The sequence below is a fragment of the Devosia psychrophila genome, assembly GCF_000971275.1.
GTDB classification, from domain to species: domain Bacteria; phylum Pseudomonadota; class Alphaproteobacteria; order Rhizobiales; family Devosiaceae; genus Devosia; species Devosia psychrophila.
In genome coordinates, this window is the sequence record NZ_LAPV01000134.1 from 58,999 (window position 1) to 84,924 (window position 25,926).

25 protein-coding genes are annotated in these 25,926 nt (G+C 61.6%); 17 read left to right on the forward strand and 8 right to left on the reverse strand.

Annotation, left to right across the window (positions count from 1 at the left end; all coding sequences use genetic code 11):
• Nucleotides 1-53: 53 nt before the first annotated feature.
• Together WH91_RS13975 and gyrA are read left to right on the forward strand one after the other, a co-directional pair.
• Complete coding sequence (locus tag WH91_RS13975; RefSeq protein ID WP_046171623.1) at nucleotides 54-1,280, forward strand: MFS transporter; 1,227 nt, start codon at nucleotides 54-56, stop codon at nucleotides 1,278-1,280.
• Nucleotides 1,281-1,442: 162 nt separating this feature from the next.
• Nucleotides 1,443-4,160: a DNA gyrase subunit A gene (gene gyrA / locus WH91_RS13980; RefSeq protein ID WP_199533528.1), complete on the forward strand. Its 2,718-nt coding sequence runs from the start codon at nucleotides 1,443-1,445 to the stop codon at nucleotides 4,158-4,160.
• A 31-nt stretch (nucleotides 4,161-4,191) separates the two neighbouring features.
• On the opposite strand, the gene WH91_RS13985 is transcribed toward gyrA, so the two are convergent.
• Nucleotides 4,192-4,698: a DUF805 domain-containing protein gene (locus WH91_RS13985; protein ID WP_052952849.1), complete on the reverse strand. Its 507-nt coding sequence runs from the start codon at nucleotides 4,696-4,698 to the stop codon at nucleotides 4,192-4,194.
• Between the two features lie 206 nt (nucleotides 4,699-4,904).
• On the opposite strand from WH91_RS13985, the gene coaD reads away from it, so the two are divergent.
• The 8 genes from coaD (at nucleotide 4,905) to map (ending at nucleotide 11,988) form a co-directional block, all read left to right on the forward strand.
• Entirely contained in the window at nucleotides 4,905-5,399 is a 495-nt protein-coding gene (gene coaD / locus WH91_RS13990; protein WP_046171625.1) for a pantetheine-phosphate adenylyltransferase, read from the forward strand.
• On the forward strand, nucleotides 5,396-5,983 hold the full coding sequence (locus WH91_RS13995) for a peptidylprolyl isomerase (protein ID WP_046171626.1): 588 nt from the start codon (nucleotides 5,396-5,398) through the stop codon (nucleotides 5,981-5,983). Before coaD ends, WH91_RS13995 begins: the two co-directional genes overlap by 4 nt.
• 235 nt (nucleotides 5,984-6,218) lie before the next feature.
• Complete coding sequence (locus tag WH91_RS14000) at nucleotides 6,219-6,698, forward strand: peptidylprolyl isomerase (protein WP_046171627.1); 480 nt, start codon at nucleotides 6,219-6,221, stop codon at nucleotides 6,696-6,698.
• A gap of 76 nt (nucleotides 6,699-6,774) precedes the next feature.
• Nucleotides 6,775-7,224: a DMT family transporter gene (locus WH91_RS14005; protein ID WP_046171628.1), complete on the forward strand. Its 450-nt coding sequence runs from the start codon at nucleotides 6,775-6,777 to the stop codon at nucleotides 7,222-7,224.
• 71 nt (nucleotides 7,225-7,295) lie between these two features.
• Nucleotides 7,296-8,381, forward strand: a complete 1,086-nt coding sequence (gene queA / locus WH91_RS14010; RefSeq protein ID WP_046171629.1) for a tRNA preQ1(34) S-adenosylmethionine ribosyltransferase-isomerase QueA — start codon at nucleotides 7,296-7,298, stop codon at nucleotides 8,379-8,381.
• A 43-nt stretch (nucleotides 8,382-8,424) separates the two neighbouring features.
• On the forward strand, nucleotides 8,425-9,564 hold the full coding sequence (gene tgt, locus WH91_RS14015) for a tRNA guanosine(34) transglycosylase Tgt (protein WP_046171630.1): 1,140 nt from the start codon (nucleotides 8,425-8,427) through the stop codon (nucleotides 9,562-9,564).
• 23 nt (nucleotides 9,565-9,587) lie between these two features.
• A complete protein-coding gene (gene pgi / locus WH91_RS14020; protein WP_046171631.1) occupies nucleotides 9,588-11,228 on the forward strand; it encodes a glucose-6-phosphate isomerase in 1,641 nt (546 codons plus the stop codon).
• Between the two features lie 4 nt (nucleotides 11,229-11,232).
• Nucleotides 11,233-11,988 carry a type I methionyl aminopeptidase gene (gene map, locus WH91_RS14025; RefSeq protein WP_046171632.1) on the forward strand — a complete coding sequence of 252 codons (756 nt, stop codon included), beginning with the start codon at nucleotides 11,233-11,235 and terminating at the stop codon, nucleotides 11,986-11,988.
• Here map and WH91_RS14030 read toward each other — a convergent pair whose 3' ends face one another.
• Both WH91_RS14030 and WH91_RS14035 read right to left on the reverse strand, forming a co-directional pair.
• Nucleotides 11,989-12,516 carry a hypothetical protein gene (locus WH91_RS14030; RefSeq protein WP_046171633.1) on the reverse strand — a complete coding sequence of 176 codons (528 nt, stop codon included), beginning with the start codon at nucleotides 12,514-12,516 and terminating at the stop codon, nucleotides 11,989-11,991.
• A gap of 215 nt (nucleotides 12,517-12,731) precedes the next feature.
• Nucleotides 12,732-13,163: a MarR family winged helix-turn-helix transcriptional regulator gene (locus WH91_RS14035; protein WP_052952850.1), complete on the reverse strand. Its 432-nt coding sequence runs from the start codon at nucleotides 13,161-13,163 to the stop codon at nucleotides 12,732-12,734.
• Nucleotides 13,164-13,703: 540 nt separating this feature from the next.
• Between WH91_RS14035 and WH91_RS24310 the strand changes: the two genes are divergently transcribed.
• The 4 genes from WH91_RS24310 to WH91_RS25810 all read left to right on the forward strand — a co-directional run bounded on the left by WH91_RS24310 (nucleotide 13,704) and on the right by WH91_RS25810 (nucleotide 15,987).
• Nucleotides 13,704-14,483: an HlyD family secretion protein gene (locus tag WH91_RS24310; RefSeq protein WP_052952851.1), complete on the forward strand. Its 780-nt coding sequence runs from the start codon at nucleotides 13,704-13,706 to the stop codon at nucleotides 14,481-14,483.
• Nucleotides 14,484-14,489: 6 nt separating this feature from the next.
• Nucleotides 14,490-15,545, forward strand: a complete 1,056-nt coding sequence (locus WH91_RS14045; RefSeq protein WP_046171635.1) for a hypothetical protein — start codon at nucleotides 14,490-14,492, stop codon at nucleotides 15,543-15,545.
• Between the two features lie 71 nt (nucleotides 15,546-15,616).
• Entirely contained in the window at nucleotides 15,617-15,859 is a 243-nt protein-coding gene (locus WH91_RS14050) for a transcriptional regulator (protein ID WP_046108353.1), read from the forward strand.
• A complete protein-coding gene (locus WH91_RS25810; RefSeq protein WP_280136837.1) occupies nucleotides 15,856-15,987 on the forward strand; it encodes a hypothetical protein in 132 nt (43 codons plus the stop codon). Before WH91_RS14050 ends, WH91_RS25810 begins: the two co-directional genes overlap by 4 nt.
• A 5-nt stretch (nucleotides 15,988-15,992) precedes the next feature.
• On the opposite strand, the gene betA is transcribed toward WH91_RS25810, so the two are convergent.
• Genes betA through betI form a run of 4 tightly spaced genes read right to left on the reverse strand, consistent with a single transcriptional unit; the run spans nucleotide 15,993 to nucleotide 21,230 of the window.
• Nucleotides 15,993-17,654, reverse strand: coding sequence for a choline dehydrogenase (gene betA / locus WH91_RS14055; protein ID WP_046171636.1), 1,662 nt, complete (start codon nucleotides 17,652-17,654; stop codon nucleotides 15,993-15,995).
• A gap of 12 nt (nucleotides 17,655-17,666) precedes the next feature.
• Nucleotides 17,667-19,127, reverse strand: a complete 1,461-nt coding sequence (betB, locus tag WH91_RS14060) for a betaine-aldehyde dehydrogenase (protein ID WP_143078017.1) — start codon at nucleotides 19,125-19,127, stop codon at nucleotides 17,667-17,669.
• Nucleotides 19,127-20,644 (reverse strand): choline-sulfatase, encoded by a 1,518-nt coding sequence (betC, locus tag WH91_RS14065; protein ID WP_074797254.1) that lies wholly within the window; start codon nucleotides 20,642-20,644, stop codon nucleotides 19,127-19,129. The genes betB and betC overlap by 1 nt, the downstream gene beginning before the upstream one ends.
• A complete protein-coding gene (betI, locus tag WH91_RS14070) occupies nucleotides 20,637-21,230 on the reverse strand; it encodes a transcriptional regulator BetI (RefSeq protein ID WP_046171638.1) in 594 nt (197 codons plus the stop codon). Before betI ends, betC begins: the two co-directional genes overlap by 8 nt.
• 113 nt (nucleotides 21,231-21,343) lie before the next feature.
• Between betI and choX the strand changes: the two genes are divergently transcribed.
• The 3 genes from choX to choV all read left to right on the forward strand — a co-directional run bounded on the left by choX (nucleotide 21,344) and on the right by choV (nucleotide 24,219).
• On the forward strand, nucleotides 21,344-22,270 hold the full coding sequence (gene choX / locus WH91_RS14075; RefSeq protein WP_046171639.1) for a choline ABC transporter substrate-binding protein: 927 nt from the start codon (nucleotides 21,344-21,346) through the stop codon (nucleotides 22,268-22,270).
• A 61-nt stretch (nucleotides 22,271-22,331) separates the two neighbouring features.
• Nucleotides 22,332-23,165, forward strand: coding sequence for a choline ABC transporter permease subunit (gene choW / locus WH91_RS14080; protein ID WP_046171640.1), 834 nt, complete (start codon nucleotides 22,332-22,334; stop codon nucleotides 23,163-23,165).
• A gap of 4 nt (nucleotides 23,166-23,169) precedes the next feature.
• Nucleotides 23,170-24,219, forward strand: a complete 1,050-nt coding sequence (gene choV, locus WH91_RS14085; RefSeq protein ID WP_046171641.1) for a choline ABC transporter ATP-binding protein — start codon at nucleotides 23,170-23,172, stop codon at nucleotides 24,217-24,219.
• A 32-nt stretch (nucleotides 24,220-24,251) separates the two neighbouring features.
• Here choV and WH91_RS14090 read toward each other — a convergent pair whose 3' ends face one another.
• Complete coding sequence (locus WH91_RS14090) at nucleotides 24,252-25,916, reverse strand: electron transfer flavoprotein-ubiquinone oxidoreductase (RefSeq protein ID WP_046171642.1); 1,665 nt, start codon at nucleotides 25,914-25,916, stop codon at nucleotides 24,252-24,254.
• Between the last annotated feature and the right edge of the window lie 10 nt (nucleotides 25,917-25,926).

The following is a 25,926-nucleotide window of genomic DNA, read 5'->3' on the forward strand; positions in this document are numbered from 1 at the left end:
TCTTGCTTCATTCTCCACGCTGCGCCACGAACGACGGAAGACGGTGTCACACCATGAGCAGGCAGGGACCGCTGATCGCACTGGCTGTTGCCAGCGTCGCGTCCATCGGCGGCACGCGGGTGTCGACTATTGCCATTCCCTGGCTGGTACTGACGACGACCGGAAGTCCGGTGCTGACTGGACTGGTCGGGTTTGCAGAGATGGCGCCTTATGTGCTGGCGAAGGCACTGGGCGGGCCGTTGATTGACCGCATCGGGGCGCGACGCATCTCTATGTGGTGCGACGGACTTTCTGCCATCGCTGTGACGCTGGTGCCGCTGCTGTTCTGGGCGGGCATGCTCTCCATCTGGGTGCTACTGCCCGCGGTGGCATTGATCGGCGTGCTGCGGGCGCCATCCGATGCCGCCAAGCAGGCGCTGGTGCCGACGATAGCGGCGCTAGGGCAGGTGCCGCTGGAGCGGGTCACCGGGGTGATGGGTGCCAGCGACCGGCTGGCCGGCACGATCGGTGCGGCCAGTGCCGGAGCGTTGATCGCGCTGCTTGGACCGGCGCCGGCTTTGCTGGCTAATGCGCTGGCATTCTGCCTGTCCGGGCTGGTGGTGGCGTTTGGCATTTCGGGGCGCCAGACGCAGGCCGAAAAACGCGACGTTGTCACCACTTATGGCACCGACTTCGCGGCAGGCTGGACCGTGCTCAGCAGCGACCCGGTGCTGAAGGGGCTGGTCATCATGATTGCCGTGACCAACCTGTTCGATCAGGCCTATGGCGTGGTGCTGTTGCCGGTCTGGGTGAAAACCGCCGGCCTCGACGTCACCTGGGTCGGGATATTTCTAGCCACCTTTTCCGGCGCGTCCATCCTTGGCGCTGCCATTGCCGCCGTCATCGGCGCTCGTCTGCCGCGGCTGCTGATCTACACCATCGGGTTCCTGTTTGCCGGGCCGATGCCGATGGCCATCTTCGCCGTTGATGCGCCGCTTTCTGCTATCGTGGCGGTGCTGCTGGTCAGTGGCTTTGCCGCCGGCTTCCTCAATCCGATCATTGGCGCCATCCTGTTCGAGCGAATTCCATCGGCCATGGTGGGCCGCGTCATAGCATTGTTTGGGGCGTTGGCTTGGGCTTTAATGCCGTTTGGGGGGCTGTATGGCGGGCTGCTGATCGACAGTTACGGCATTGCAATCGCACTTGGCGCTACCGGATTGTTCTATCTGATCGCCACGCTGGCGCCGGTCGCGTTGCCTAGCTTCCGCCATATGAACCGAAAAGGCTCGGTCGCGGCCTGATCTCCACAATTTTACTGGGACGAAATTCGCATTTTCCTGCGAAATAGCTTATCTGCAAGGTAACTCAATCAACCAAGAATCACCCCAGTGACCGATACGCCTGAAAACGGAACTGGCGCCGTGCCACCGTCCGACATTTCGATTATCGCCATCACCGACGAGATGCGCAAATCCTACCTCGATTACGCCATGAGCGTGATCGTGAGCCGCGCGCTCCCCGACGTGCGCGACGGCCTCAAGCCGGTGCACCGTCGCATCCTGTTCTCGATGAGCGAGAATGGCTACGAGTACAACAAGCCCTATCGCAAGTCGGCCCGCGTGGTCGGCGACGTGATCGGCAAGTACCATCCGCACGGCGACAGCGCGGTCTACATGGCCTTGGTCCGCATGGCGCAGGACTTTTCCATGGGCGAGCTGCTGGTCGAAGGCCAGGGCAATTTCGGCTCGGTCGACGGCGATATGCCGGCCGCCATGCGCTACACCGAAGTGCGCATGCAAAAGATCACCAATGCCATGCTCGATGACCTCGACAAGGATACGGTCAACTTCCGCGACAACTATGACGGCTCCGAGCACGAGCCGACGGTGTTGCCGGCGCGCTTCCCCAACATGCTGGTCAACGGCGGCAGCGGCATCGCCGTGGGCATGGCCACCAACATCCCGACCCACAATCTGAGCGAGACTATAAACGCCGCGTTGCTGATGCTCGACAACGACCATGTTACTACCGAGGAATTGATGCAGGTGCTGCCCGGCCCCGATTTCCCGACCGGCGGCATCATCCTTGGCCGCGCCGGAATTCGCTCTGCATACGAGACGGGCCGTGGCTCGATCATGGTGCGTGGTCGCGTGGCAATCGAAGAGGTTCGCAAGGAACGCGAAGCCATCATCATCACCGAGCTGCCCTATCAGGTGAACAAGGCGACGCTGGTCGAAAAAATTGCCGAGCTGGTGCGTGACAAGCGCATCGAAGGCATTTCCGACATGCGCGACGAAAGTTCGCGCGAAGGCATGCGGGTCTATATCGAGATCAAGCGCGACGCGCTGGCCGATGTGGTGCTCAACCAGCTGTATCGCTTCACCGCGCTGCAATCGTCGTTCGGCTGCAATTTCGTTGCGCTCAATGGCGGCAAGCCTCAGCTGATGAATCTCATCGAGATTCTGAAGGCCTTCATCGATTTCCGTCACGAAGTGGTGACGCGTCGTGCGCGCTTCCTGCTCAACAAGGCCCGCGACCGCGCCCATATCCTGGTCGGTCTCGCCGTCGCCGTGGCCAATATCGACGAAGTCATTGCGTTGATCCGTACCGCGCCCGATCCGGCGACGGCGCGCGAGCAGTTGATGACCCGCCGCTGGCCGGCGCAGGACGTGGCGCCGCTGATCGCGCTGATCGACGATCCACGCCACCGCATCAACGAGGACGGCACGTTCAACCTGTCCGAGGAACAGGCTCGCGCCATTCTCGAACTGCGTCTGGCGCGTTTGACGGCGCTGGGTCGCGATGAAATCGGCGACGAACTCAATGGCCTTGGTGCCGAGATCGAAGACTATCTCGCCATCCTGCGCAGCCGAGAACGCGTTATCGACATTATCCGCACCGAGCTGACCGAGATCAAACAGCAGTTCGGCTCGGCGCGCCGCACCGAGATTTCCGACGTGGTCGGCGATTTCGACGATGAGGACCTGATCGCCCGCGAAGACATGGTCGTGACCGTGACGCATGGCGGCTACATCAAGCGCGTGCCGCTCTCGACCTACCGGGCGCAGAACCGCGGTGGCAAGGGCCGCTCGGGCATGGCGACACGCGACGAGGATTTCGTCAGCCGCCTGTTCGTCGCCAATACGCATACGCCGATCCTGTTCTTCACCAGCGCCGGCATTGTCTACAAGCTCAAGGTCTGGCGCCTGCCGCTGGCGGCCGCCAATGCGCGTGGCAAGGCGCTGATCAACATCCTGCCGCTGGAGCAGGGCGAGCGCATCACCTCTATCATGCCGATGCCCGAGGACGAGGACACCTGGGCCGATCTCGACATCATGTTCGCCACCGACCGCGGCACCGTGCGCCGTAACTCACTGGCCGACTTTGTCGAAGTGCGCCAGAACGGCAAGATCGCCATGAAGCTCGACGAGGGCGATGGCATCATCGGCGTCGATACCTGCTCGGCAAGTGACGACGTGCTGCTGACCACGGCGGGCGGCCAGGCCATCCGATTCCAGGTCGATGAGGTGCGCGTCTTCAAGGGTCGCGACTCCACCGGCGTGCGCGGCATCCAGCTCGCCAAGGACGATATCGTCATATCGATGGCAATCATCCGCCACTTCGATGCGGTCTCCGAAGAGCGCGTCGCCTATCTCAAGATGAGCCGCGCGGTGCGCGGCGAGGGCGACAGCGAAGAGACTGTGGCCGAGGATGGCGAAGAGGCCGTCGTGGCTGGTGAACTCGGCCAGGATCGCTACGTCGCGATGAGCGAAGCCGAGCAGTTCATTCTGACTATCTCGGAAAACGGCTTCGGCAAGCGCACTTCGAGTCATGAATACCGGATCACCGGGCGCGGCGGCAAAGGCATCACAGCCATGGCCGTCAACAAGCGCAACGGCAAGCTGATCGCGTCCTTCCCCGTGGAAGACGAAGACCAGATCATGCTGGTGACCGACAAGGGCCAGATGACCCGCATGCCGGTCGAGGGCAAGAAGCCGATCCGCATCGTCTCGCGCGGCAGCCAGGGCGTCATCGTCTTTGATACAGCCGAGGATGAGAAGGTCGTTTCGGTCGAACGCATCAGCGAGCCGGAAAACGACGATGAATTGCCGGATGGTATCGATGGTCCGGACGCACCGGATACGCCAGATGCACCGCCGGAAGCTCCGGCCACCGAATGAATGAAGGGGCGCTTCGGCGCCCCTTGTCGTTTCAGATGAAGCGTTCCGGCGAGCTCAACCCTTCGTAGCCTGCGGCCATTGGACGGCCGGCATTGCTGCCCATGCGTATCTGGCGCGGAATGGTGCTATAGCGGGGCAGGCGGACCTGCTGCTGCATGTAATAGGGCTCATACCGGCTCGGTTCGGATTCGTCGTGGGCATTGCGGCCGGGTTCCGAGGCGCAGCAGTTCCAGTAGAGCACGATCAGGCCGGCGAACGGGATCAGGTACAGCAGAATCCACGCGCCGGATTTTCCCAGATCATGCAATCGCCGCACCTGAACCGTTATGCCGGGCACAAAATGCACGAAGGCTACGAAAAGCGAGATGGGAAGTTGTGGCTTGCGTGGATTGGCAAATCCATCAAGCACGAAGACGTCGATCACCGCAGCGGCGGCGTAGACCAGTGTTTGTACCAGGAAAAACATCCAATACTGCATGCGAGTGCTGCGTCCCGCAAACTCGAAGGTGCGCAGCATGCCGTCCAGGTAAGATCGCATCCATGTCCCCACGCGGATGTCTCGTTACTGTCTTCCTAGCGGGTTCAGCCTAATTAATTCGTATTTGGAATAGTTAAGGTTTTAGCTTCCAGACACAGGTCTGGTTCTTGCTGGCCATTTTGTTGTCGACCTGAACCGATGGTCCGCGCCTTGCCATGAATCTGCCCGCGTGACAAAACGCTGGCAACAACAATGGGGAGGGCGTCATGGGCAAGCTGGTGGGTTTTTATCCGGGCTCGTTCGATCCGCTGACCAATGGCCATCTCGACGTCATCGAGCGCGCCTGCAAGCTGGTCGACACGCTGGTGGTTGCCGTCGGTGTCAGCGCGACCAAGAAAAATCCGTTGTTCGTCCACGAGGACCGCATCGCCATTCTCGAGCAGGTGCTGGCGCCAGTGGGCAAGCGCACCGACACTGAGTTCAAAATTGTCGATTTCTCAGGCCTGATGGTCAATGCGGCGCGCGAGCATGGCGCCAAGCTGATCATTCGCGGCCTGCGCGACACCACCGACTACAATTATGAAATGCAGATGGTCGGCATGAATGCCCAGATGGCGCCCGACCTGCAGACCGTTTTCCTGCCCTCCAGCCCCCCGGTTCGGCATATCTCGGCCACATTGGTGCGTCAGATCGCTGAAATGGGCGGCGATATTTCCGCCTTCGTCCCGCAAATCGTCCTCAAGGCTCTGAAAACCAAATGACCGCTGTTACCCGTCGCCTGTTCGGCGCTCTCGTCATCGGCGCCATGGCGCTGTCCTCTGCTCCCAGCTTTGCCCAGACTGGCACGCCGCACCTGATCCTGACCCTCGAGAGCGGCGTCGTCGACATCGAATTGCTGCCGAAGCTGGCGCCCAAGCATGTCGAGCGCGTCATCGCGCTGACCGAGGCCGGCGAATATGATGGCGTGGTATTTCACCGCGTGATCGACGGCTTCATGGCCCAGACAGGTGACGTGAGCTTTGGCGATTCCGATGGCGAAGGCTTCGACCTGGCCCGTGCCGGCACCGGCGGTTCGGACCTGCCTGACGTCGAGGCCGAGTTCAACGCCGAGAGCTTCCAGCGCGGCGTGCTCGGCGCGGCCCGCTCGCAGGACCCCAACTCGTTCAACTCCCAGTTCTTCATCACCACGGCCGACGCCAGTTTCCTCGACGGCCAGTACACCGTGTTCGGCAAGGTGATCACGGGCATTGACCTGGTCGATGGCCTTGAAAAGGGCTCGCAGGAAAACAATGGCTCGGTCGCCAACCCGGACAAGATCGTCTCGGCCAAGATCGAATATAAGTAGGGATACCCGCTGGCCCCGACCAACACGCGGCACCTTCCCACTGACGGGGGAGGCTGGGTGGGCGTGCGAGAGCCCGGATCCAAGGTTAAACCGTCCCCCTCCCTGACCCTCCCCGCAAGGGGGAGGGTGACGACTGACAGCGCAGGTGCTGACCAGTTCAGAGGTCGCGCGCCTTGCACCCAACGCCCTTTGGCCCTACATGCGGGCCAGAATTTCTAATTGAGAGTTGAACAAAATGGCTGAATACGCCGATCCGGAAAACACCCTCGTCATCGAAACCACCAAGGGTAATGTCGTCATCGAGATGCGCCCCGACCTGGCTCCGAACCATGTCGCTCACATCAAGAAGCTGGCACGCGAAGGCTTCTATGACGGCATTGTGTTCCACCGCGTGATCGACGGCTTCATGGCCCAGACCGGCTGCCCGCAGGGTCGCGGCACCGGCGGTTCGAAGTATCCGGACCTGAAGCAGGAATTCAACGCTGAGCCCCACGTTCGCGGCACCACTTCGATGGCCCGCTCGCAGAGCCCGGATTCGGCCAATTCGCAGTTCTTCATCTGCTTCGGTGATACGCCTTTCCTCAACAAGCAGTACACCGTTTGGGGCAAGGTCACCGAAGGCATGGAGCATGTCGACGAGATCAAGCGCGGCGAGCCGGTGATCAACCCGGACAAGATGCTGTCGGTTAAAGTTGCGGCCGATATCGTCGCCTGACACCGACTCCTGGCAATAGTTTCGGACCCTCGGGCAGATGCCCGGGGGTTTTTTCTTGATGGGAACCAGATTGCGTATGGATACCGTTCTCTGGGCGCTGATGGGCATCGTTGCCGGTGCCTGCATTGCCACTCAGGCACCGATCAATGCGCAGCTTGGGCGCAATCTGGGCGTGCCGATCGCCGCAGCCGGCGTGTCCTTCGTGGCGGGCGCCGTGTTGCTCTGGACCATCGCCTTCATCTACAGCAACGCCACCAGCATCCCGATCAACTTCGGCGCGCCCGCACCCTGGACCTTCGTCGCTGGCGGCGTGCTGGGCGCCTTCTATGTCTTTTCCAATATCATCCTGACGCCGATGATTGGCACCGCAGCCGTCATGGCGCTATCCGTCGCAGGCCAACTGGTCGGCGGCATGATGCTCGACAAGATCGGCTTCATGGGCATGGCAGTGCGTGAAATCAGCATGGGCCGCATTGCCGGCGCAATGCTGCTGATCACCGGCGCATTGATGATCCGGGTGTTGTAGCAAAGCCTCGCCGCAACCCTCCTGCTGTGCAGGTGGTTCCGGGCCGGTCCGGCCCATGCTAGGGACGTTTCATGCTGGTATCCGATTTCGACTTCGACTTGCCCGAAAAGCTGATTGCGCTCCATCCTGCCGAGCCGCGCGATAGTGCACGCCTGCTGGTGGTTGATCCCAAAGCTGGGCTTGCCGACGGGCACATTCCCGACTTGCTTTGGTTGCTCAAGCCCGGCGATGTGCTGGTGGTCAATGATACGCGTGTGCTGCCGGCCGAGCTGCGCGGCACGCGGGTGCGCGGTGAAAACCGGGCCAACATTTCGTTCAACCTGCACAAGCGGGTTGATGCACATACTTGGCGCGCCTTTGCCCGGCCGGCCAAGAAGCTGGCATTGTTGGACCGGTTGGAACTGGGCAATGGCCAGACCGACGCGCTCGTGGCTCGCGTTGCCGGGCGTGGCGATACCGGCGAAGTGACGCTGGAGTTCGAACTCGGCGGCGCCCAGCTTGACGAGGCGATCAAGTCGCACGGCGCCATGCCGCTGCCGCCCTATATCGGCGCCAAGCGCGGCGTCGAGGAGCGCGATCTGGTGGATTACCAGACCGTCTATGCCGCCGAGGACGGCGCGGTGGCCGCGCCGACGGCGGGCCTGCATTTCACCAAGAAGCTGCTGCAGGACCTGACTGACAAGGGCGTCACCATCGAACGCGTGACCCTCCATGTCGGGGCAGGGACGTTCCTGCCGATGAAGGTCGAGGATACGAAAGATCACGTCATGCACGCCGAGTGGGGCGAGATTGACCAGGCGACGGTCGAGCGCATCAATGTCAAACGGGCCCTGGGTGGCCGCGTTATCGCAGTGGGCACGACCAGCCTGCGCCTGCTCGAAACCGCCTCGCGCAAGACCGGTACCCTGCAGCCCTTCACGGGCGACACCGACATATTCATCACCCCCGGCTTCCGCTTTGCGACCGTCGATGCCTTGATGACCAATTTCCACCTGCCCAAATCGACGCTGTTCATGCTGGTCAGCGCTTTCGCCGGGTTCGACGTCATGAAGGCGGCCTATGCCCACGCGATTGCCGACGGCTATCGGTTCTATTCGTACGGGGACTCGTCACTGCTGCTGCGGGCGGGGCGCGATGGGCTAGACGAGGGCTTTTAACTCCCCGTTGTCTGGTCACGCTCAACCCGCTAGAACGCGCGCCATGAGCTCACCGACCAAACTTGTTACCTTCACCCTTTCCGCCACCGACGGCATGGCGCGGCGCGGCCGCATCGACACGCCGCGTGGGGACATCCAGACGCCGGCCTTCATGCCCGTCGGCACCGCCGGGACAGTCAAGGCCATGTATCCCGAACAGGTGCGCGAGACCGGCGCCGATATCCTGCTGGGCAATACCTATCACCTGATGCTGCGTCCCGGCGCCGAACGGGTGGCGAGCCAGGGCGGGTTGCACACGTTCATGGATTGGCAGCGCCCGATCCTCACCGATAGCGGTGGCTTCCAGGTCATGTCGCTGGCGCAACTGCGCAAGCTGACCGAAAAGGGCGTGACTTTCCGGAGCCACATCGACGGCTCCAGCCATGAGCTGACGCCCGAGCGCTCGATCGAGATCCAGACGCTGCTCGACAGCGACATCATCATGCAGCTCGACGAGTGCCTGAAGCTGCCGGCTGAGAAGAAGGAAATCGAGCGCGCCATGCAGCTATCGCTGCGCTGGGCCGATCGCTCCAAAACCGCCTTCAACAACCAGCAGAACCGCGCGCTGTTCGGCATCGTGCAGGGCGGCGACGATCCGGAGCTACGGGCCAAGTCGGCACAGGGTCTGAAGTCCATCGGCTTTGACGGCTATGCCGTTGGCGGCCTCGCCGTGGGTGAGCCGCAGGAAGTGATGTTCAAGGTGATTGAAGAGATCACGCCCGAGCTTCCCGATGACCGTCCGCGCTACCTGATGGGCGTCGGCAAGCCCGACGATATTCTCGGCGCCATCGGCCGCGGCATCGACATGTTCGACTGCGTGCACCCCACCCGCGCCGGCCGCCATGGCCATGTCTATAGCCGCTTCGGCGTCATCAACCTGAAAAATGCCCGGCATAGGGATGATCATCGGCCTATCGATGAGCTCTCACCAAACCCCAATTGCCGCCGCTGGAGCCGCGCCTATCTGCATCACCTCGTTAAGACAGAAGAGATTTTGGGCGCGATGATCCTTTCGCAGATGAACCTGGCCTATTATCAAGAGCTGGTGCAGGGCTGCCGCGGGGCAATCGAAGGCAGTCGCTTCAACGATTTTGCGGCAGAGACGCGCGCGGCCTGGGCCGCTGGCGACCTGCCGGTTCTCTGACATTCACAAGAAGGGTCACCGACATGGCTAAAGCTGGACGCAAGGCGAGTTTCACCAGCCTCGACAAGCACCGCAAGCGGCTCGAAGAACAGCCGATGCGCGTGCAGTTCGCCCTCGATCCGAACCGCTTCAAGCGCTATTCGGCCAGCGGCGCCGGCATCCTGCTAGACTATTCCAAGAACCGCATCGATGAAGACACCATGGCTGCGCTGTTTGACCTGGTCCGCGCTGCCGGTGTCGAGGAACGCCGCGACCAGATGTGCGAAGGCGAGCATATGAATATCACCGAGGACCGCGCGGTGATGCATATGGCCTTGCGTTATCAGGGTGATCATCCGGTGCCGGTCGATGGCAAGGATGTTATGCCCGACATCCGCGCCGTGCTGGCCGCCGTCGAGACCTACACCAATGCTGTCCGCTCAGGCGAAATCCGCGGCCATGGCGGCGAGCAGTTCACCGACGTGGTCAATATCGGCATTGGTGGCTCGGACCTCGGCCCGGCCATGGTGACCCTGGCGCTGGAGCCCTACACCCGCGCCGACCTGCGCGCTCATTACGTTTCCAACGTCGATGGGGCCCATATCCACGATATCCTCAAGCGCCTCGACCCCAAGCGCACTCTGTTCATCGTTGCGTCGAAAACCTTCACCACCGACGAGACCATGACCAATGCCAATACGGCACGCGAATGGATCGCCGATACGCTGGGCGAAGTTGCAGTGCCGAACCACTTTGCGGCAGTATCGACCAACATCCCTGCCTGCGCCAAGTTCGGTATCCGTGAAGACCGTATCTTCGGCTTCTGGGACTGGGTTGGCGGCCGCTATTCGGTGTGGTCAGCCATCGGCCTGCCGATCGCCATCGCCGTCGGCTACGACAATTTCGCCAAGTTCCTGGCTGGTGCCGACGCGATGGACCGCCACTTCCTGACGGCGCCGCTGGAAGAGAACCTGCCGGTCATCATGGCCATGCTCGGCGTCTGGTACCGCAACGTTTGGGGTTTTTCAACCCATGCCGTGTTGCCCTATGACCAGCGCCTGAGCCGCTTTGCGGCCTACCTGCAGCAGCAGGACATGGAGTCCAACGGCAAGTCGGTAACGCTGTCCGGCAAGCCGGTTGGCTGGTCGACTGGGCCGATCGTCTGGGGCGAGCCCGGCACCAATGGCCAGCACGCCTTCTATCAATTGATCCATCAGGGCACCGACGTCATCCCGGCAGATTTCCTGATCGCCGCGCGGCCGCATGAAAGCCTGCCGCCGCATCACGACAAGCTCGTGGCCAATGTTTTGGCGCAGTCCGAAGCTCTGATGCTTGGCAAGACCGAGGAAGAAGTCGTCGGCGAGCTCAAGGCTCAGGGCCTCGACAAGGCGAAAATCAAGGAACTGACGCCGCATAAGGTGTTCCCCGGCAATCGCCCGTCCAACACGCTGTTCTATGAGCAGTTGACGCCGGAAACGCTGGGCTCGCTGGTGGCGCTGTATGAGCACAAGGTGTTCACGCAGGGCGTGATCTGGAACGTCAATTCCTATGACCAGTGGGGCGTCGAGCTGGGCAAGCAACTCGCCAAGGCCTTGCTTCCCAAGGTCGAAGGCAAGCAGAGCGGGGAAGGGCACGACAGCTCTACCCAGGGCTTGCTGGCCTATTACCTCGCCAACAGGGGCTGATCGCTTGACTATCACGACCGAAGAACAGCTCGAAAAGCTCAAGGCCATCGGCCGCATCTGCGCCATCACCCGTGACGCCATGGCCTCGGCCATGCGTCCGGGCATGACGACGCTCGAGCTCGACGAGATCGGTGCCAAACTGCTGGCCGAGCATGGCGCGCTGTCTGCCCCGATGGTGAGTTACGACTTTCCCGGCACTACCTGCATTTCGGTCAACGAAGAGATTGCCCATGGCATTCCCGGGCCTCGCGTGCTGCACGAAGGTGATCTGGTAAACATCGACGTATCTGCGGTAAAAGACGGCGTTTTTGCCGATTGCGGAGCGTCTTTCGTCCTCGGTGAAGGCGACAAGCGCGTCGTCAATCTTTGCCGTGATGGCAAGAAGGCGATGTGGGCAGGTATCAACGCGGTCAAGGCCGGAGCACCGCTGGCAGATGTGGGCGACGCTATCGGCAAGTTCGCCAAGAAGGGCGGCTATACGCTGATCCGCAACCTCGCCAGCCATGGGGTCGGCGACAGCCTGCATGACGAGCCCGGCGAAATTGCCACCTGGCCCGACAGATCCGAGCGTCGGCGGATGACCAATGGGCTGGTCTTTACTATCGAACCCTTCTTGTCGCTCGGCGGCAAGATGTCAGACCACAAGTCGGACGACGACGACTGGACGCTGGTGTCGCGCCCGTCCGCGCCTTGCGTGCAATATGAGCACACCGTAGTGGCGACGCCGCGCGGCGCCGTGGTTGTGACGCTGTCGGCTTAGCTAGAGCCAGACCAACAACATCGGGCCCAAGAAGATCATGACGATGCCAACGAGGTAACGCAGGTTGCCCAGCGTGCGCAGGTTTTGCACGCTGAGAATGCTGGACAGCACCAGGAACCCCAGCAGGGCTATAAAGGTCGGCGTTAGCGGCCCGAGTGAGACGGCGGTTTTCTCGGTAAGCTGCAGGTAGACCATGTGGCCGCCGATGAAGCCGAGCAGGGCGGTGATCACCACGGCCACGGCTTTCGACGTGATCAGCAGGGCCATGTCCACCGTGCGGCTGCTGAACAGCAGGGCCAGCCCGGACGACGTCACATGCACCGCAGCCAGTGTCGTGAAGATACGGCTGTTGGCCAGCAGCGGCACCATCTCGGGCGGCGCACTGAGCGGCAGAGAACCCACCATCGGCAGGTCGGCGCCGTACGTTGCCAGTATCAAGATGACATAGAGCATCACCAGCGTGCCGGCGGCAAAAATCAGCGCGGTGGTCGCCAGCACTTTCAGCAGATCGGTGAAATCCTGGGACACGTCGGGGCCTGGTCATGAGGAGAAGAGGGGGGCGAAATGGTACGCAAAAGTGGGGGCAAATACGATTGAATTGAGAGGGAGTGGGCGGCCTTCCCCAGAGGCTGCTGCGTCGAGTGTCACACGCGTGGACTCGCTATGTTTGCTCTTTGAGTAGCTAGCTTGGCCCTAGTCGATGCGTCAAGCAGACCATGGGCTATCGCCCTCCTGCGCGCATCTCAGTATTCGGCAAGCCGCTTGGCGATCTTGTTCATTTCATCGAGAAATTTCGCAATCGCGGCGAGGTCGTTTTCGGAAAACGACTGGGTCATTGCCGAGTAGCCGCGCTCGATCTCTGCGAGGCGGGCCAGCGGCTCCTTGGCTTTTTCGGTATCCAGTTCGATCAACACGCTGCGCCGGTCATCCGGGTTCGGTAGCCGACGCGTATAGCCCGCTGCCTCAAGCCGGTCGAGCAGAGCGGTCCCGGAACCAGAACTCAGGTTCAGGTGGCTGCTGATCTGCTTTGCACTGACGGGCGAACCGACGCGTTGCAGATAGGCGAGGCAAGCCATGTCGGTTGGGTGCAGATTTTGCAGCTTCGCCGCCCGTGCGCGCGCGATTTCCGCCACCTCGATCAGCTCGCGCAGCGACAGGTGTATCCGCTTGAGCATGACCTCTGGCTGCGAAGGGATGCTTGACCTTGCCTCTGTCATAAACTATCTCGACCGTAGAGTTATATGGCGAGCGATGTAGTTGCTATCGCCAGTTTTTGCAAATGCGGGGAAATCGCATGGCCCAGACTAGGTCGGAAATGCTTGTGGAATCCACCCCATCAGCGCCAGTTCGTGTTTTGCCTGACGTCAGAACGGGCGATGTGGAACCCGTGCTGGCAGTATCAGAGCCGGCGGTGCCAATTGAGCCCAAGCGCAAGAGCGCTGCGGGAAAGGTCGGTATCGTCGTTCTGGCGCTGCTGGGCGGCACCCTGGCCTGGCATGTTTCCACCGACCTTCTGGTCCCCTCGAGTTCGTCCGGCTCCGTTACGGCTCTTACGGCTTTGGTGGCGCCCCGCGTTGCCGGGCAGGTGAACCAGGTTCTTGTTGCCGATAACCAGATCGTCGCGGCCGGAACAGCGCTGTTCACGCTCGACCCTGCGCCTTTTGATCTCGCGGTGCGGCAGGCCGAGGCCAATTTATCCCAGGTGACCCAGAACGGTGGGCGCGGGGGTTATCTCGCTGGCGTCGGTCGAAGCACGCGTCAACCAGGCCCAGACTACCCTCGATGGCACGCGGGGCACCACGGAGCGGACTCGCAACATGTTCGACCGCGGACTGGCGTCTCAGGCATCGATGGACACTGCCAACTCGCAGCTGGCAACGGCTTTATCGGGCTTGGCGTCGGCACAGGCCGAACTGGAGAGCGCCGTGATCAAGGCGGGCGCCGAGGGTGTCCTGAACCCGCAGATCGCCACCGCTCAGGTGCAGCTTGAACAGGCGCAGCTCAACCGGTCGTTCGCGTCCATCTCGGCGCCGGTCGATGGTGTCGTCACCAATCTCAAGCTGGCGCCGGGCCAATATATCAATGCCGGCACGCCAGCGCTGACCTTCATCGAGAGTGACAGCCTGTGGGTGGTCATCGATATGCGGGAAAACCAACTGGTCAATGTCGACGTTGGGGACGAGGCCAGGGTGCTGTTCGATGGCGTTCCGGGGCGCAGTTTTCCCGGCCGTATCCGCGGCATTGCCTGGGGCATCGATCCCGGTCGCACGGCTGCAAACGGGCTGCCGCAGAACCAGGCGATGGCGCGCTGGTTTGAACCGGCTCGCACCATTCCAGTCCATGTCGAATTGACCGGTGCGGAGCAATGGCCTGACAATGTGCGCGTGGGCTCAAAGGCCAGTGCGCTGGTCTATGCCGCAGGCAGCAATACCCCGATCGCCGCCGGCGCGAGCTTTCTGCAGACCGTTTCGACCTACATGTCGTTTCTCTACTGATCCGCCATGTTCATCGCACCACGCCCGGAACTGGATGACGATCCGCACTTCGCGGTGCGCATAGCGCTGATGCCGCTGATTGGGCTGGTGCTGGCGATGCTGCTGCGCTCGCCCCTGCCCATGATCTATCCGACGATGATGTTCTCGCTCATCGCCGGCAATCGCAAGGCGTTCAATCCGGGAAGGGTGTTTGCTGCGCCGGTGGTATTCAGCGCTGCGCTTTGGTTGATGTCTGGTGTGGTGGTGATGCTGCAGGGCATTCCACTTGTGCTGATCACGGTGATGGGCGTGATTTATTTCCTGGCCTTCTACATGATCCAGAAAACCGGCACGGCCTTTGGCATGCTGATTATCGTCGCGGGCGCTCTGATGTCGATCATGGGGCTGGGCTCCTATCCCGCCATGACCTACCTGCGTGCCGAGATGGGCAAGGCTGCGCTGTGTTCAGCGTTCGTCATTCCTATTCTCTACATGTTGCTGCCGCCGCGAACGCGGGAAGTCCACATCGACGACGCTGCGCCAAGCTTCGATTATGGCTGGGGCACGCGCGCCGCGATCCGCGCGGTAGTGATGCTAGGATACTCTCTCTATCTCTACACCATCCTCGATTTCTCCAACATGATCCTGGCCGTCGCCGGCATGTTCGTGCTGGTCCATTCAACACGCCAGTCGATCTGGAGAGAAGCCGGTCAGCGCTCGTTCTCGGTGCTGCTCGGTGGCGGCATCGGCCTGGGCATCCTCTCCGCAATGACGATATCCGGCCACCTTTCGGTGCTGTTGGCGCTGGTCTTCCTGGCCACGCTTTGGTTGGGCAGCAAAATGCTCAGCGGGCGTCTGCCGGCCATGACGTACCAGGATTCGGCATCCGTAATGATCTCGCTCGTCGGCAGCGCGCTGGCGACCTCGGAGCCGAGCTTTGCCTTTATCCAGCGCGCGGGACTAACCGTTGCTGGCACGCTTGTGGCCGCCCTGGTGGTCTCCATTCTCGATGCCCTGCTGGTCAAGGAGCCGACGACCGTCGCTGAGGCAATTGCCGATCGGAACGCGCAGGAAAATCTCTGAAGTCGCTGTGAGACGGCGCTGAACCAATAGTCATCTGAAAGGTTGTTGAAGGAACCAACACGGAGTTTGCGATGACCTTGCCAAACGATCCATCAAACCGATCGCCGAAGGGCGATCACAATCGCCGGCTGGCGCTGGGCATGGACCCGGATGATTTTGCCCTCAAGGCAGGCGTCACACCGGAGGCGCTGCACGAATATGAGGCGACGAGCCCGGACCACGACTTCGATATCACCGTAGCTAACCTCGTCGGCGCTGCGCTGGAACGCTTGGAGGCAAATCCCCCAGCATCACAAAAGGTGTCGAACCGATGACCAAGGAAAAATCCAAGCCTGCGCCGCTTGAGCTTGAGCCCGGCGAGCAGAAGGATGACAATATCGATGATATGGGCAGGAAACCAGGCGGCGCCAAGCAGGATCAGCCCGTCAAGCCGAAGTCATAGGCTGCTCAGCGGTCGGACAATTCCCACCGCGGGTTGATCCAAGGTACGCCGTTGTCTGTCGGCAGCATGGGCTTACCCAGAATATGGTCCGAGGCCTTCTCTCCGACCATGATGGACGGGCCGTTGAGGTTGCCGTTGGTGATGCGCGGGAATATGGAGCTGTCCGCCACCCGCAGGCCCTCGACGCCAATCACCCGGCACTCCGGATCGACGACGGCCATCGGATCTTCGGCGCGGCCCATCTTGCAGGTGCCGCAGGGATGGTAGGCGCTCTCGGCGTGACGACGGATGTGGTCATCCAACTCTTCATCGGTCTGGTACTGCCCACCCGGCAGAATTTCCTTGCCGCGGTATGGATCGAAGGCTGCCTGGCTGAAAATCTCGCGGGTGACCCGGATACAGTGGCGGAAATCCGACCAATCTTTTGGGTCGGACATGTAATTGAACTGGATGCGCGGCGGCGCCTTTGGGTCGGACGAACGCAGGGTCACCGCGCCGCGTGACGATGATCGCATCGGGCCGACATGGGCCTGGAAACCGTGGCCTTCGGCGGCGGCCTGGCCATCATAACGCACGGCAATCGGGATGAAATGGAACTGGATGTCGGGGTATTTCACGCCTGCCTTAGAGCGTATGAAGGCGGCGCTTTCGAACTGATTGGAAGCGCCCAAGCCGTTCTTGAAGAATAGCCATTGCGCACCGATCAGCGCCTTGCCGAATGTATTCCAGTGTTTGTAAAGCGTGATCGGCAAGACTGAGGCCTGCTGGATATAGAGCTCCATGTGGTCCTGCAGGTTTGCCCCAACGCCGGGACGATCTGCCACCACGGCAATGCCGTGCTCGCCCAGTTGGGCGGCCGGACCGATGCCCGACAGCATCAGGATTTTGGGCGAGTTGATCGATGAGGCAGCGACAATCACTTCGCGCTTGGCCCGGACGATCTCGGTCTTGCCACCGCGTTCGATCTCGACGCCGACAGCTCGGCCGTTCTGGATTACCACCTTGCGGGCGTAACAGGTGACCAGCTTGAGGTTGGGGCGCTTCAGCGCCGGCTTGAGATAGGCATTGGCGACCGACCAGCGCCGGCCCTGCCAGACCGTCTGCTCCATCGGGCCGAAGCCCTCCTGCTTCTCGCCATTGTAGTCGTCGGTCAGCTCGAAGCCCGCCTGTTTGCCGGCCTCGACGAAAGTATTGAACAGCGGATTGTCGCGCTTGCCGCGCGTCACATGCAGCGGGCCAGAATTGCCGCGCCGGTCAGGATCGCCGCCATGCGGACCCGGATGCCAGTTTTCCATACGCTTGAAATAGGGGACGACGTCGGCATAACCCCAGCCCGAGGCACCGGACTCCTCCCAGTAGTCATAGTCGCCGGCATGACCGCGCACATAGACCATGCCGTTGATCGAGGATGAGCCGCCGATTACCTTGCCGCGCGGCACGCCGAGGGTACGTCCGCCCAGATGTGGCTCGGGTTCGCTGCGAAAGCCCCAGTCGTAGCGCGGCATGTTCATCGGATAGCTCAGCGCCGCCGGCATCTGGATCAATGGGCCGATATCGGAGCCGCCGAACTCGAGCACGATCACCGAATGCTTGCCGTCCTCGCTCAGCCGCGCCGCCATGGCGCCACCCGCCGAACCCGAACCGATGATGACGAAGTCAGCTTCCATGAGGCACGGCTCCTAGTAGGCGGCGGCCACGGGACCGGTGGCGACATAGACCGATTTGATCTGGCTGTAATGATCGAGCGCCGCGCGGGAATTCTCGCGACCGACTCCGGACAGCTTGACGCCACCGAACGGGGCCTCGACCGGCGTGATATTGTAGGTGTTGATCCAGCAGGTGCCCGCTTCGAGCTGGCCGATAACGCGATGGGCCCGCGCCAGATCGGCGGTGAACACACCGGCCGCGAGGCCATACTCGGTCGCGTTGGCGCGGGCGATGACGTCGGCCTCGTCGGAAAAGCCGAGCACGGCCATTACAGGCCCGAAGATCTCTTCGCGGGCGATGGTCATGTCGTCGGTGACGTCGGCGAAGACGGTGGGCTCGACATAGAAGCCGGAATTCTGGCTGGGCGGGACGCGGCCGCCGATGAGTAGCTTGGCGCCCTCTGCCTTGCCGGTTTCGATATAGCCGAGCACCTTGTTGCGCTGCGCTTCGGACACCAGCGGCCCAACGTGTGTCGCCTCATCGAGCGGATCCCCGATAACGGCATTAGCGGTACGCTGCACCAGCTTGTCGAGAAAGTTAGGGCGGATCGCGTCGTGCACGAAGACGCGGGTGCCGTTGGAACAGACCTGGCCGCTCGAATAGAAATTGGCGTTGATGGCGGCGCTGACGGCGCTGTCAATGTCGGCATCGTCGAATACTATCAGCGGCGATTTTCCGCCCAGTTCCATGGTGACGTGGCGCATGCCGGCCGCGGCTGCGGCATAAACCTTCTTGCCCGTCGCCACGGAGCCGGTCAGCGATACCTTGGCCACGCGCGGATCGGTGACGAGAGCGGCGCCGACATCGCCATAGCCCTGCACCACGTTGAACAATCCGGCGGGGGCACCGGCCTCCATCAGGATTTCAGCCAGCTTGAGAGCGCCGAGCGGTGTCACTTCGGATGGCTTGAAGATCATCGCATTGCCGGCGGCCAGAGCGGGGGCGGCCTTCCAGCAGGCGATCTGGGTCGGGTAGTTCCAGGCGCCGATGCCGACGCAGACGCCGAGCGGTTCGCGGATCGTGTAGACGAAATCGCCGCCCAACGGGATGGTCTCACCGGTCATGGTCGCAGCGAGCCCGGCGAAATATTCCAGTGCATCGGCGCCTGAGGCGGCGTCGGCTACCAGGGTTTCCTGGATCGGCTTACCGGTATCGAGCGTCTCGATCTCGCTGAGTTCCCGGTTGCGCGCACGGACGATATCGGCTGCCTTTCGCAGAACCCTGCCGCGCACGACCGGCTTGAGCGCACCCCATTCCTTTTGAGCCCGCACGGCCGAAGCCAGTGCCTGCTCGATGATGGAGGGGGTGGCTGAAAAGAGGCGCGCCACCACGTCGCCGGTTGCGGGATAGATGCTTTCGATCAGCCGACCGGCCGTGTCGTCCACATAGCGCCCGTCGATGAAATGGCTGGCTGTCGGCTGTACGTCGCGCATCATTCGCCCCTTGGGAAACGCTTGCTCTCTTCGAGCACATTGAGGTCCATGTGGTTGCGCATGTAGCGCTCGGATGCCTGCTGCAAGGGTTGGAAATCCCAAGGATAATAGGCACCGTTGCGCAAGGCGGCGTAGACGACATGGCGCCGCGCCTGGCTGGCCCGCACTTCGGCATCATAAGCACCAAGGTCCCAATACTGGGCGGCCACGAGTGCAAATTCGGCCAGCACATCGGCATATGCCGGATCGGCGGCAAGATTGGTTAACTCCCACGGATCGCCGTCGAGATTGAACAATTGCGCCGGATCGGCCGGGCATTCGATATATTTCCAAGGCCCGTCTCGCAGGCACACCATGGGCGCCACCGAGCCCTCGGCAGCATATTCCATTCGAACCGGGCCAGTACGAGGAGTGCCATTTGCCAGCGGCACCAGCGTCTGGCCGTCGGTCCATGGCGCTATGCGGTCGAGCGAAATACCGACGAGGTCGCACAGGGTAGGGGTCAGGTCCATGGTGCTGACTGGTGTGTCGATCCTGCCGGTTGGCAGGCCGGGTGCGGCGATCATCAGGGGGACGCGCGCCGAGCCCTCGAAGAAGTTCATCTTGAACCACAGGCCCCGCTCGCCCAGCATATCGCCGTGATCGGAGGCAAAGACAATGATGGTGTTGTCATCCTGTCGGGTGCCGCGCAGAGCTTCCAGCACCTCGCCGATCTTGTCATCGACATAAGAGATGCTGGCAAAATAGGCCCGGCGCGAGCGACAGACGTCATCCTCAGTGATATCGAGCGCCCGGAAGTCACAGGCATCCAGCAGGCGCTGCGAATGTCCATCCTGATCCTCGTAGGCAATGGCCTGCGTGGCTGGCGAAAGGTGTTCGCAATCCTCGTAGAGGTCCCAGTACTTCTTGCGCGCCACATAGGGATCATGCGGGTGGGTAAAACTCACCGTCATCATCCACGGTCGCGGCTCCAGGCGCCGCCCGAGGTCATAGACCTTGCGCACGGCGTTGAAGGCGACTTCGTCGTCATATTCGAGCTGGTTGGTCGTCTCGGCCACGCCAGCGCCCTTGACCGAGCCGAGGTTGTGATACCACCAGTCGATCCGCTCGCCCGGCTTGCCATAGTCCGGGGTCCAGCCGAAGTCGGCTGGGTAAATATCGGTGGTCAGTCGTTCTTCAAAGCCGTGCAACTGGTCCGGCCCGACGAAATGCATCTTGCCTGACAGCGTTGTCGCATATCCAGCAGCGCGCAGATGATGGGCATAGGTCGGGATATCCGAGGCAAATTCTGCAGCATTGTCATAGACTCGCGTGCGGCGCGGCAATTGTCCCGACATGAAGCTGGCGCGACCGGGAGCACACAGCGGCGAGCCGGTATAGGCATTGGCAAAGCGCGTCGAGCGCGTGGCGAGAGCCTTGAGATTGGGCACATGCAGCCACTCGGCGGGACCATCCGGAAAAAAGGTGCCGTTGAGCTGGTCGACCATGAAGATCAGGATATTGGGGCGATCAGACACGCGCGGCGCTCCGGGTCAGGCAAAGATCGAGATAGTCTAGCACCATGGCCCGCACCTCTTCCTGCGCCGGTGCAAAATCCTGCAGCGCATGGCGGATGTAGAAGCCATCGATGATGGCGGCCAGCCCCTGGGCGATGGACTGGGCCGATTCGCCGTCGACGAGTTGGCGCAGGTTGAACACCAAGTTGGAATGCAGCCGCCTTGCATAAACCTGTAGCAGGCGGCTGGCCTCCTGCGATTGTAGCGCTCGCACATAGAAGGTCAGCCAGGCGGCGACGACTTCGCGGTCGAACTGATCGGGCGCAAAACTGGCGTCGATGATGGCGTGAATACGCAGAACCGGCGTATACACCAACCCCATGCGGCGGCGGACGCTCTCGCCATAGAGCCTGAGAATGTGGCGCATGGCGGCGAGAAACATCTGGTCCTTGCTGCCAAAATAGTGATGCGCAAGGGCTGGCGACATTCCGGCTCGACGGGCAATCTGGCTGACCGTGACGTCGAGGCTACCGGCCTCGCCGATCTCGACAATGGTCGCTTCGATCATCGCCTTTCGTCTTACTGCCCCTGCACCGATTTTCGGCATTCTTCGCGCCTGCACATATTTTGAGTTTACATTTGCGATTGTCTCGCTTTTGATTGAGCCGTCAATCAAGAAAATGACTCAGCATTAAACTCGGCAATCAGGAGACGACGGATATGAGAAAGACTACCCTTACTCTAGCCAGCGCTTTGGCGCTGTCGCTGCTGGCGGGAACCGCTTTCGCAGCCGAATGCGATACAGTAATTTTCTCCGATGTTGGCTGGACCGACATCACCACGACTACCGCCACTACCAAGCACATTCTGGAAGCGCTCGGCTACAAGGTGAATGTGAAGGTACTTTCGGTGCCGGTAACCTACGCTTCCCTGGACAGCGACGACGTCGACGTATTCCTCGGCACGTGGCTGCCTGCCCAGCAGGGCGCAATCGGCCCATACTTGGAAAGCGGCGAAGTCGAAAAGCTCGCGATCAACCTGCAGGGCACCAAGTACACCCTCGCCGTTCCGGCCTATACCTATGACAAGGGCCTGACCGAATACTCCAAGATCCACGAATTTGCCGCACAGCTCGACAACACCATCTACGGCATCGAGCCCGGCAATGAAGGCAATGGCTACCTGATCAGCCTGGTCGATGCCAACAAGTGGGATCTAGGCGGCTTCAAGGTGGTTGAGAGCTCCGAGCAGGGCATGTTGTCCGAAGTCGATCGCGCCGTTCGCGACAACAAGGACGTCGTCTTCCTTGGCTGGGAACCCCACCCCATGAACGCCAAGTTCCCGCTCAAGTATCTGCCGGGCGGCGAAGACTTTTTCGGCGGTGAAGGCACCGTCGAGACCGTGACCCGCAAGGGCTATGCCGCAGAATGCCCCAATGTCGGCAAGCTGCTCACCAACCTCAAGTTCTCGCTCCCGATGGAAAACGAGATCATGGGTGCGATCCTCAACGATGGCACCGATCCGGCCGATGCCACCCTGACCTGGCTCAAGGCCAACCCCGACACAGCGCTCAGCTGGGTCGACGGTGTGACCACTCTCGACGGCGGCGACGGCGCCGCGGCGGTCAAGGTTCTGCTGGATAGCTAGAACAGACACACAGCCCGGTCACCATGGACCGGGCTGTTCTGCTTTCAGGGGGATATGAACGGTGGATTGGCTGACCGACTACAAGATTCCGGTGGGGCGCTGGGCGAGCGACTTCTTCATCCTGCTGCGCGACAATTTTCGCGGCGTGTTCGATGGTATGTCGGATGCAGCGGAGGCCCTGATCGATGCGCTGCTGTGGATATTGCAGACGCCGCATCCATTGATCATCGTTGCAGTTTTTGTCGGCGTCACCTGGTGGCTGCAGCGTAGTTGGGCCACCTGCCTGCTGACGCTGCTGGGACTGCTGTTTATCCTCAACCAGGGCTATTGGGAGCAGACCACTGAGAGCCTGACGCTGGTCATATCCGCCTGCGTCGTCTGCATGGCCGTCGGTATCCCGATCGGTATCGCAACGGCGCACCGTCCACGGCTCTATCGGTTTTTGCAGCCCATTCTCGACCTAATGCAGACGTTGCCGACCTTTGTTTATCTCATTCCCGCCATCGTGTTTTTCGGCATCGGCATGGTGCCGGGCCTGATCGCGACGGTGATCTTCGTGCTGCCGGCACCCATCCGCATGACGCATCTGGGTATTTCATCGACACCGCCTGCGCTGCTCGAAGCGGTGGAAGCTTTTGGCGGCACGCCGCACCAAAAGCTGTGGAAGGTCGAAATGCCCTACGCCTTGCCGCAGGTGATGGCTGGGCTGAACCAGACCATCATGCTGTCTCTGTCGATGGTGGTCGTTGCGGCGCTGGTTGGCGCCGACGGCCTCGGCGTTCCGGTGGTACGGGCGCTCAATTCGGTCAATACCGCCCTTGGCTTTGAGAGCGGCTTCGTCATCGTGGTGGTTGCCATCGTGCTCGACCGCATGCTGCGCATCCGGAGGGATTAGGTAGATGGAAGACGCTGTCATCTTCGATAAGGTCAATATCGTCTTCGGCACCAATCCGGACCTGGCTTTGCCACTGATGGACGCCGGCAAGACGCGCCAGGAAATCCAGCGGGAAACCAAGCAGATCCTGGGTGTCCACGACTGTTCGCTAACCGTCAAGAAAGGCGAAATCCTGGTCTTGATGGGTCTCTCGGGCTCCGGGAAATCAACGCTGCTCCGCGCCGTCAACGGCCTCAATCCGGTGGTGCGTGGGTCGGTGCAGGTGATCGACCAGGGACGCTCGGTCAATCCGGCCGCCTGCAGCCGCGACGAGTTGCTGCAACTGCGGCGCAAGTCGGTGGCCATGGTGTTCCAGCAGTTCGGCCTGTTGCCCTGGCGCACGGTGCTCGACAATGTCGGGCTCGGCCTCGAACTCGACGGGCTGTCGAAGCTGCAGCGCAATGCCAAGGTCCGCTCGCAACTGGAACTGGTTGGGCTATCGGACTGGGCTGATCGCAATGTCGGCCAGCTTTCCGGCGGCATGCAGCAGCGGGTCGGCCTGGCGCGGGCCTTTGCCACCGAAGCGCCCATCCTCTTGATGGACGAACCATTCTCCGCGCTCGATCCGCTGATCCGCTCGCGACTGCAGGATGAATTGCTCGAACTGCAGGAAAAGCTCAAGCGCACCATCATCTTCGTCAGCCACGATCTCGACGAGGCGTTCAAACTGGGCGACCGTATCGCGCTGATGGAAGGCGGGCGCATCGTGCAATGCGGTACGCCGCAGGAGATCATCGCCAATCCGGTCGACGACTATGTCGAGGACTTTGTGGCTCACATGAACCCGCTGAACGTGCTGCGCGCCATGGACATCATGTCGCCGGACATCGGCAGTGGCGTCAACGCGGTGCCTTCTCACAGCCCGCTTGCCGCAGTCATCGAGCAATTGTCAGCCGGCGCGCCATCGGTGTGTGTAAGGGGCCCGGACGGGCAATTGGTTGGCAGTATCTATAGCAAGAACATCGTCACCGCCCTGCGCAGCAAGCCCGCGCGGGTGGGCGGCGTGGTGCACTAAGGTAGGCGGGCGCCGGGCAAATCCGGCGCCGGTTACATGTTCGCGTAGACCGGGCCTTCGCCGCCCTGGGGGGGCACCCAGTTGATGTTCTGGTTGGGATCCTTGATGTCGCAGGTTTTGCAGTGCACGCAGTTCTGCGCGTTGATGACGTAGGTCTGGACGTTTTCGCGTTCAACCCATTCATAGACGCCTGCCGGGCAATAGCGGGTGGATGGGCCCTCAAAGATCGCCAGCTCCGATGAGCGCTGCAGTTCAGGGTCGATCAGTTGCAAATGGCTGGGCTGGTTTTCGGCGTGGTTGGTGTTGGAGAGAAACACTGATGAGAGCCTGTCGAAGGTGAGTACGCCATCGGGCTTGGGATACTCGATCTTGCTGAAGCCGGCTGCCGGTTCGAGCGATTGGGCATCGGACTTTCCATGCTTGAGCGTGCCGAGGGGCGAGAAACCCAGCAACTGGTTGAACCACATGTCCACGCCGCCAATGCCGACGCCGAGTATCGTGCCGAATTTGGACCATAGCGGTTTGACGTTGCGGACCTGCTTGAGGTCCTTGCCGATAGGGCCTTCGCGCCAGCTGTCTTCGATGCTGGTGACGTCATCGTTGGCGCGGCCAGCGGTAATGGCGGCGGCGAGGTGCTCGGCAGCCAGCATGCCGGACAAAACGGCGTTGTGGCTACCCTTGATGCGCGGAAGGTTGACCAAGCCCGCCGAGCAGCCGATGAGGGCGCCGCCGGGGAAGGAAAGCTTGGGCACTGACTGATAACCGCCCTCGGTAATGGCGCGGGCGCCATAGGACAGGCGCGTGGCGCCCTCGAAGGTTTTGGCAATAGCCGGGTGCGTTTTGAAGCGCTGGAATTCCTCGAACGGGTGGAGATACGGGTTTTTGTAGTTTAGATGAACCACGAAACCCACGGCTACGGTATTGTCGTCGAGGTGATAGAGGAACGAGCCGCCGCCGGTCTTCATGTCGAGCGGCCAGCCGAACGAGTGCTGCACCAAGCCTTGCTTGTGGTGCTCGGGCTTGACCTGCCACAGCTCCTTGAGCCCGAGGCCGAACTTGGCCGGTTCGCGATCCTTGTCTAGGTCAAAGCGGGCGATGAGTTGCTTGGCGAGCGAGCCGCGAACGCCTTCGCCGATCAGCACATATTTTCCGAGCAAGGCCATGCCGCGGGTGTAGTTGGGGCCGGGCTCGCCGTTGCGCTCCACGCCCATGTCGCCGGTCGCAACGCCGATGACGGCGCCTGCCTCGTTGTAGAGGACTTCGGCGGCGGCAAAGCCGGGATAGATTTCAACGCCGAGCGCCTCGGCCTTGGTTGCAAGCCAGCGGCAGACATTGCCGAGCGAGACGATGAAGTTGCCATGATTGCTCATCAGCGGCGGCACCAGGAAATTGGGTATGCGCAGCGCGGCCTTCTTCCCGAGCACCAGGAACCGGTCTTCGGTAACCGGCACCTTGAACGGATGGTCGGCCTCATCACGCCAGCCGGGAAGCAGCGTGTCGATGCCGCTCGGGTCGACGACGGCGCCCGACAGGATATGCGCGCCCACTTCGGCGGCTTTTTCCAGCACGACGACCGAGAGATCGGGATTGACCTGCTTGAGCCTGATCGCCGCCGAGAGGCCGGCAGGGCCGGCACCAACGATCACGACGTCGAACTCCATGCTTTCGCGTTCGGGGAGTTCTGCTTGCTCAACCATCTTCGTTTCT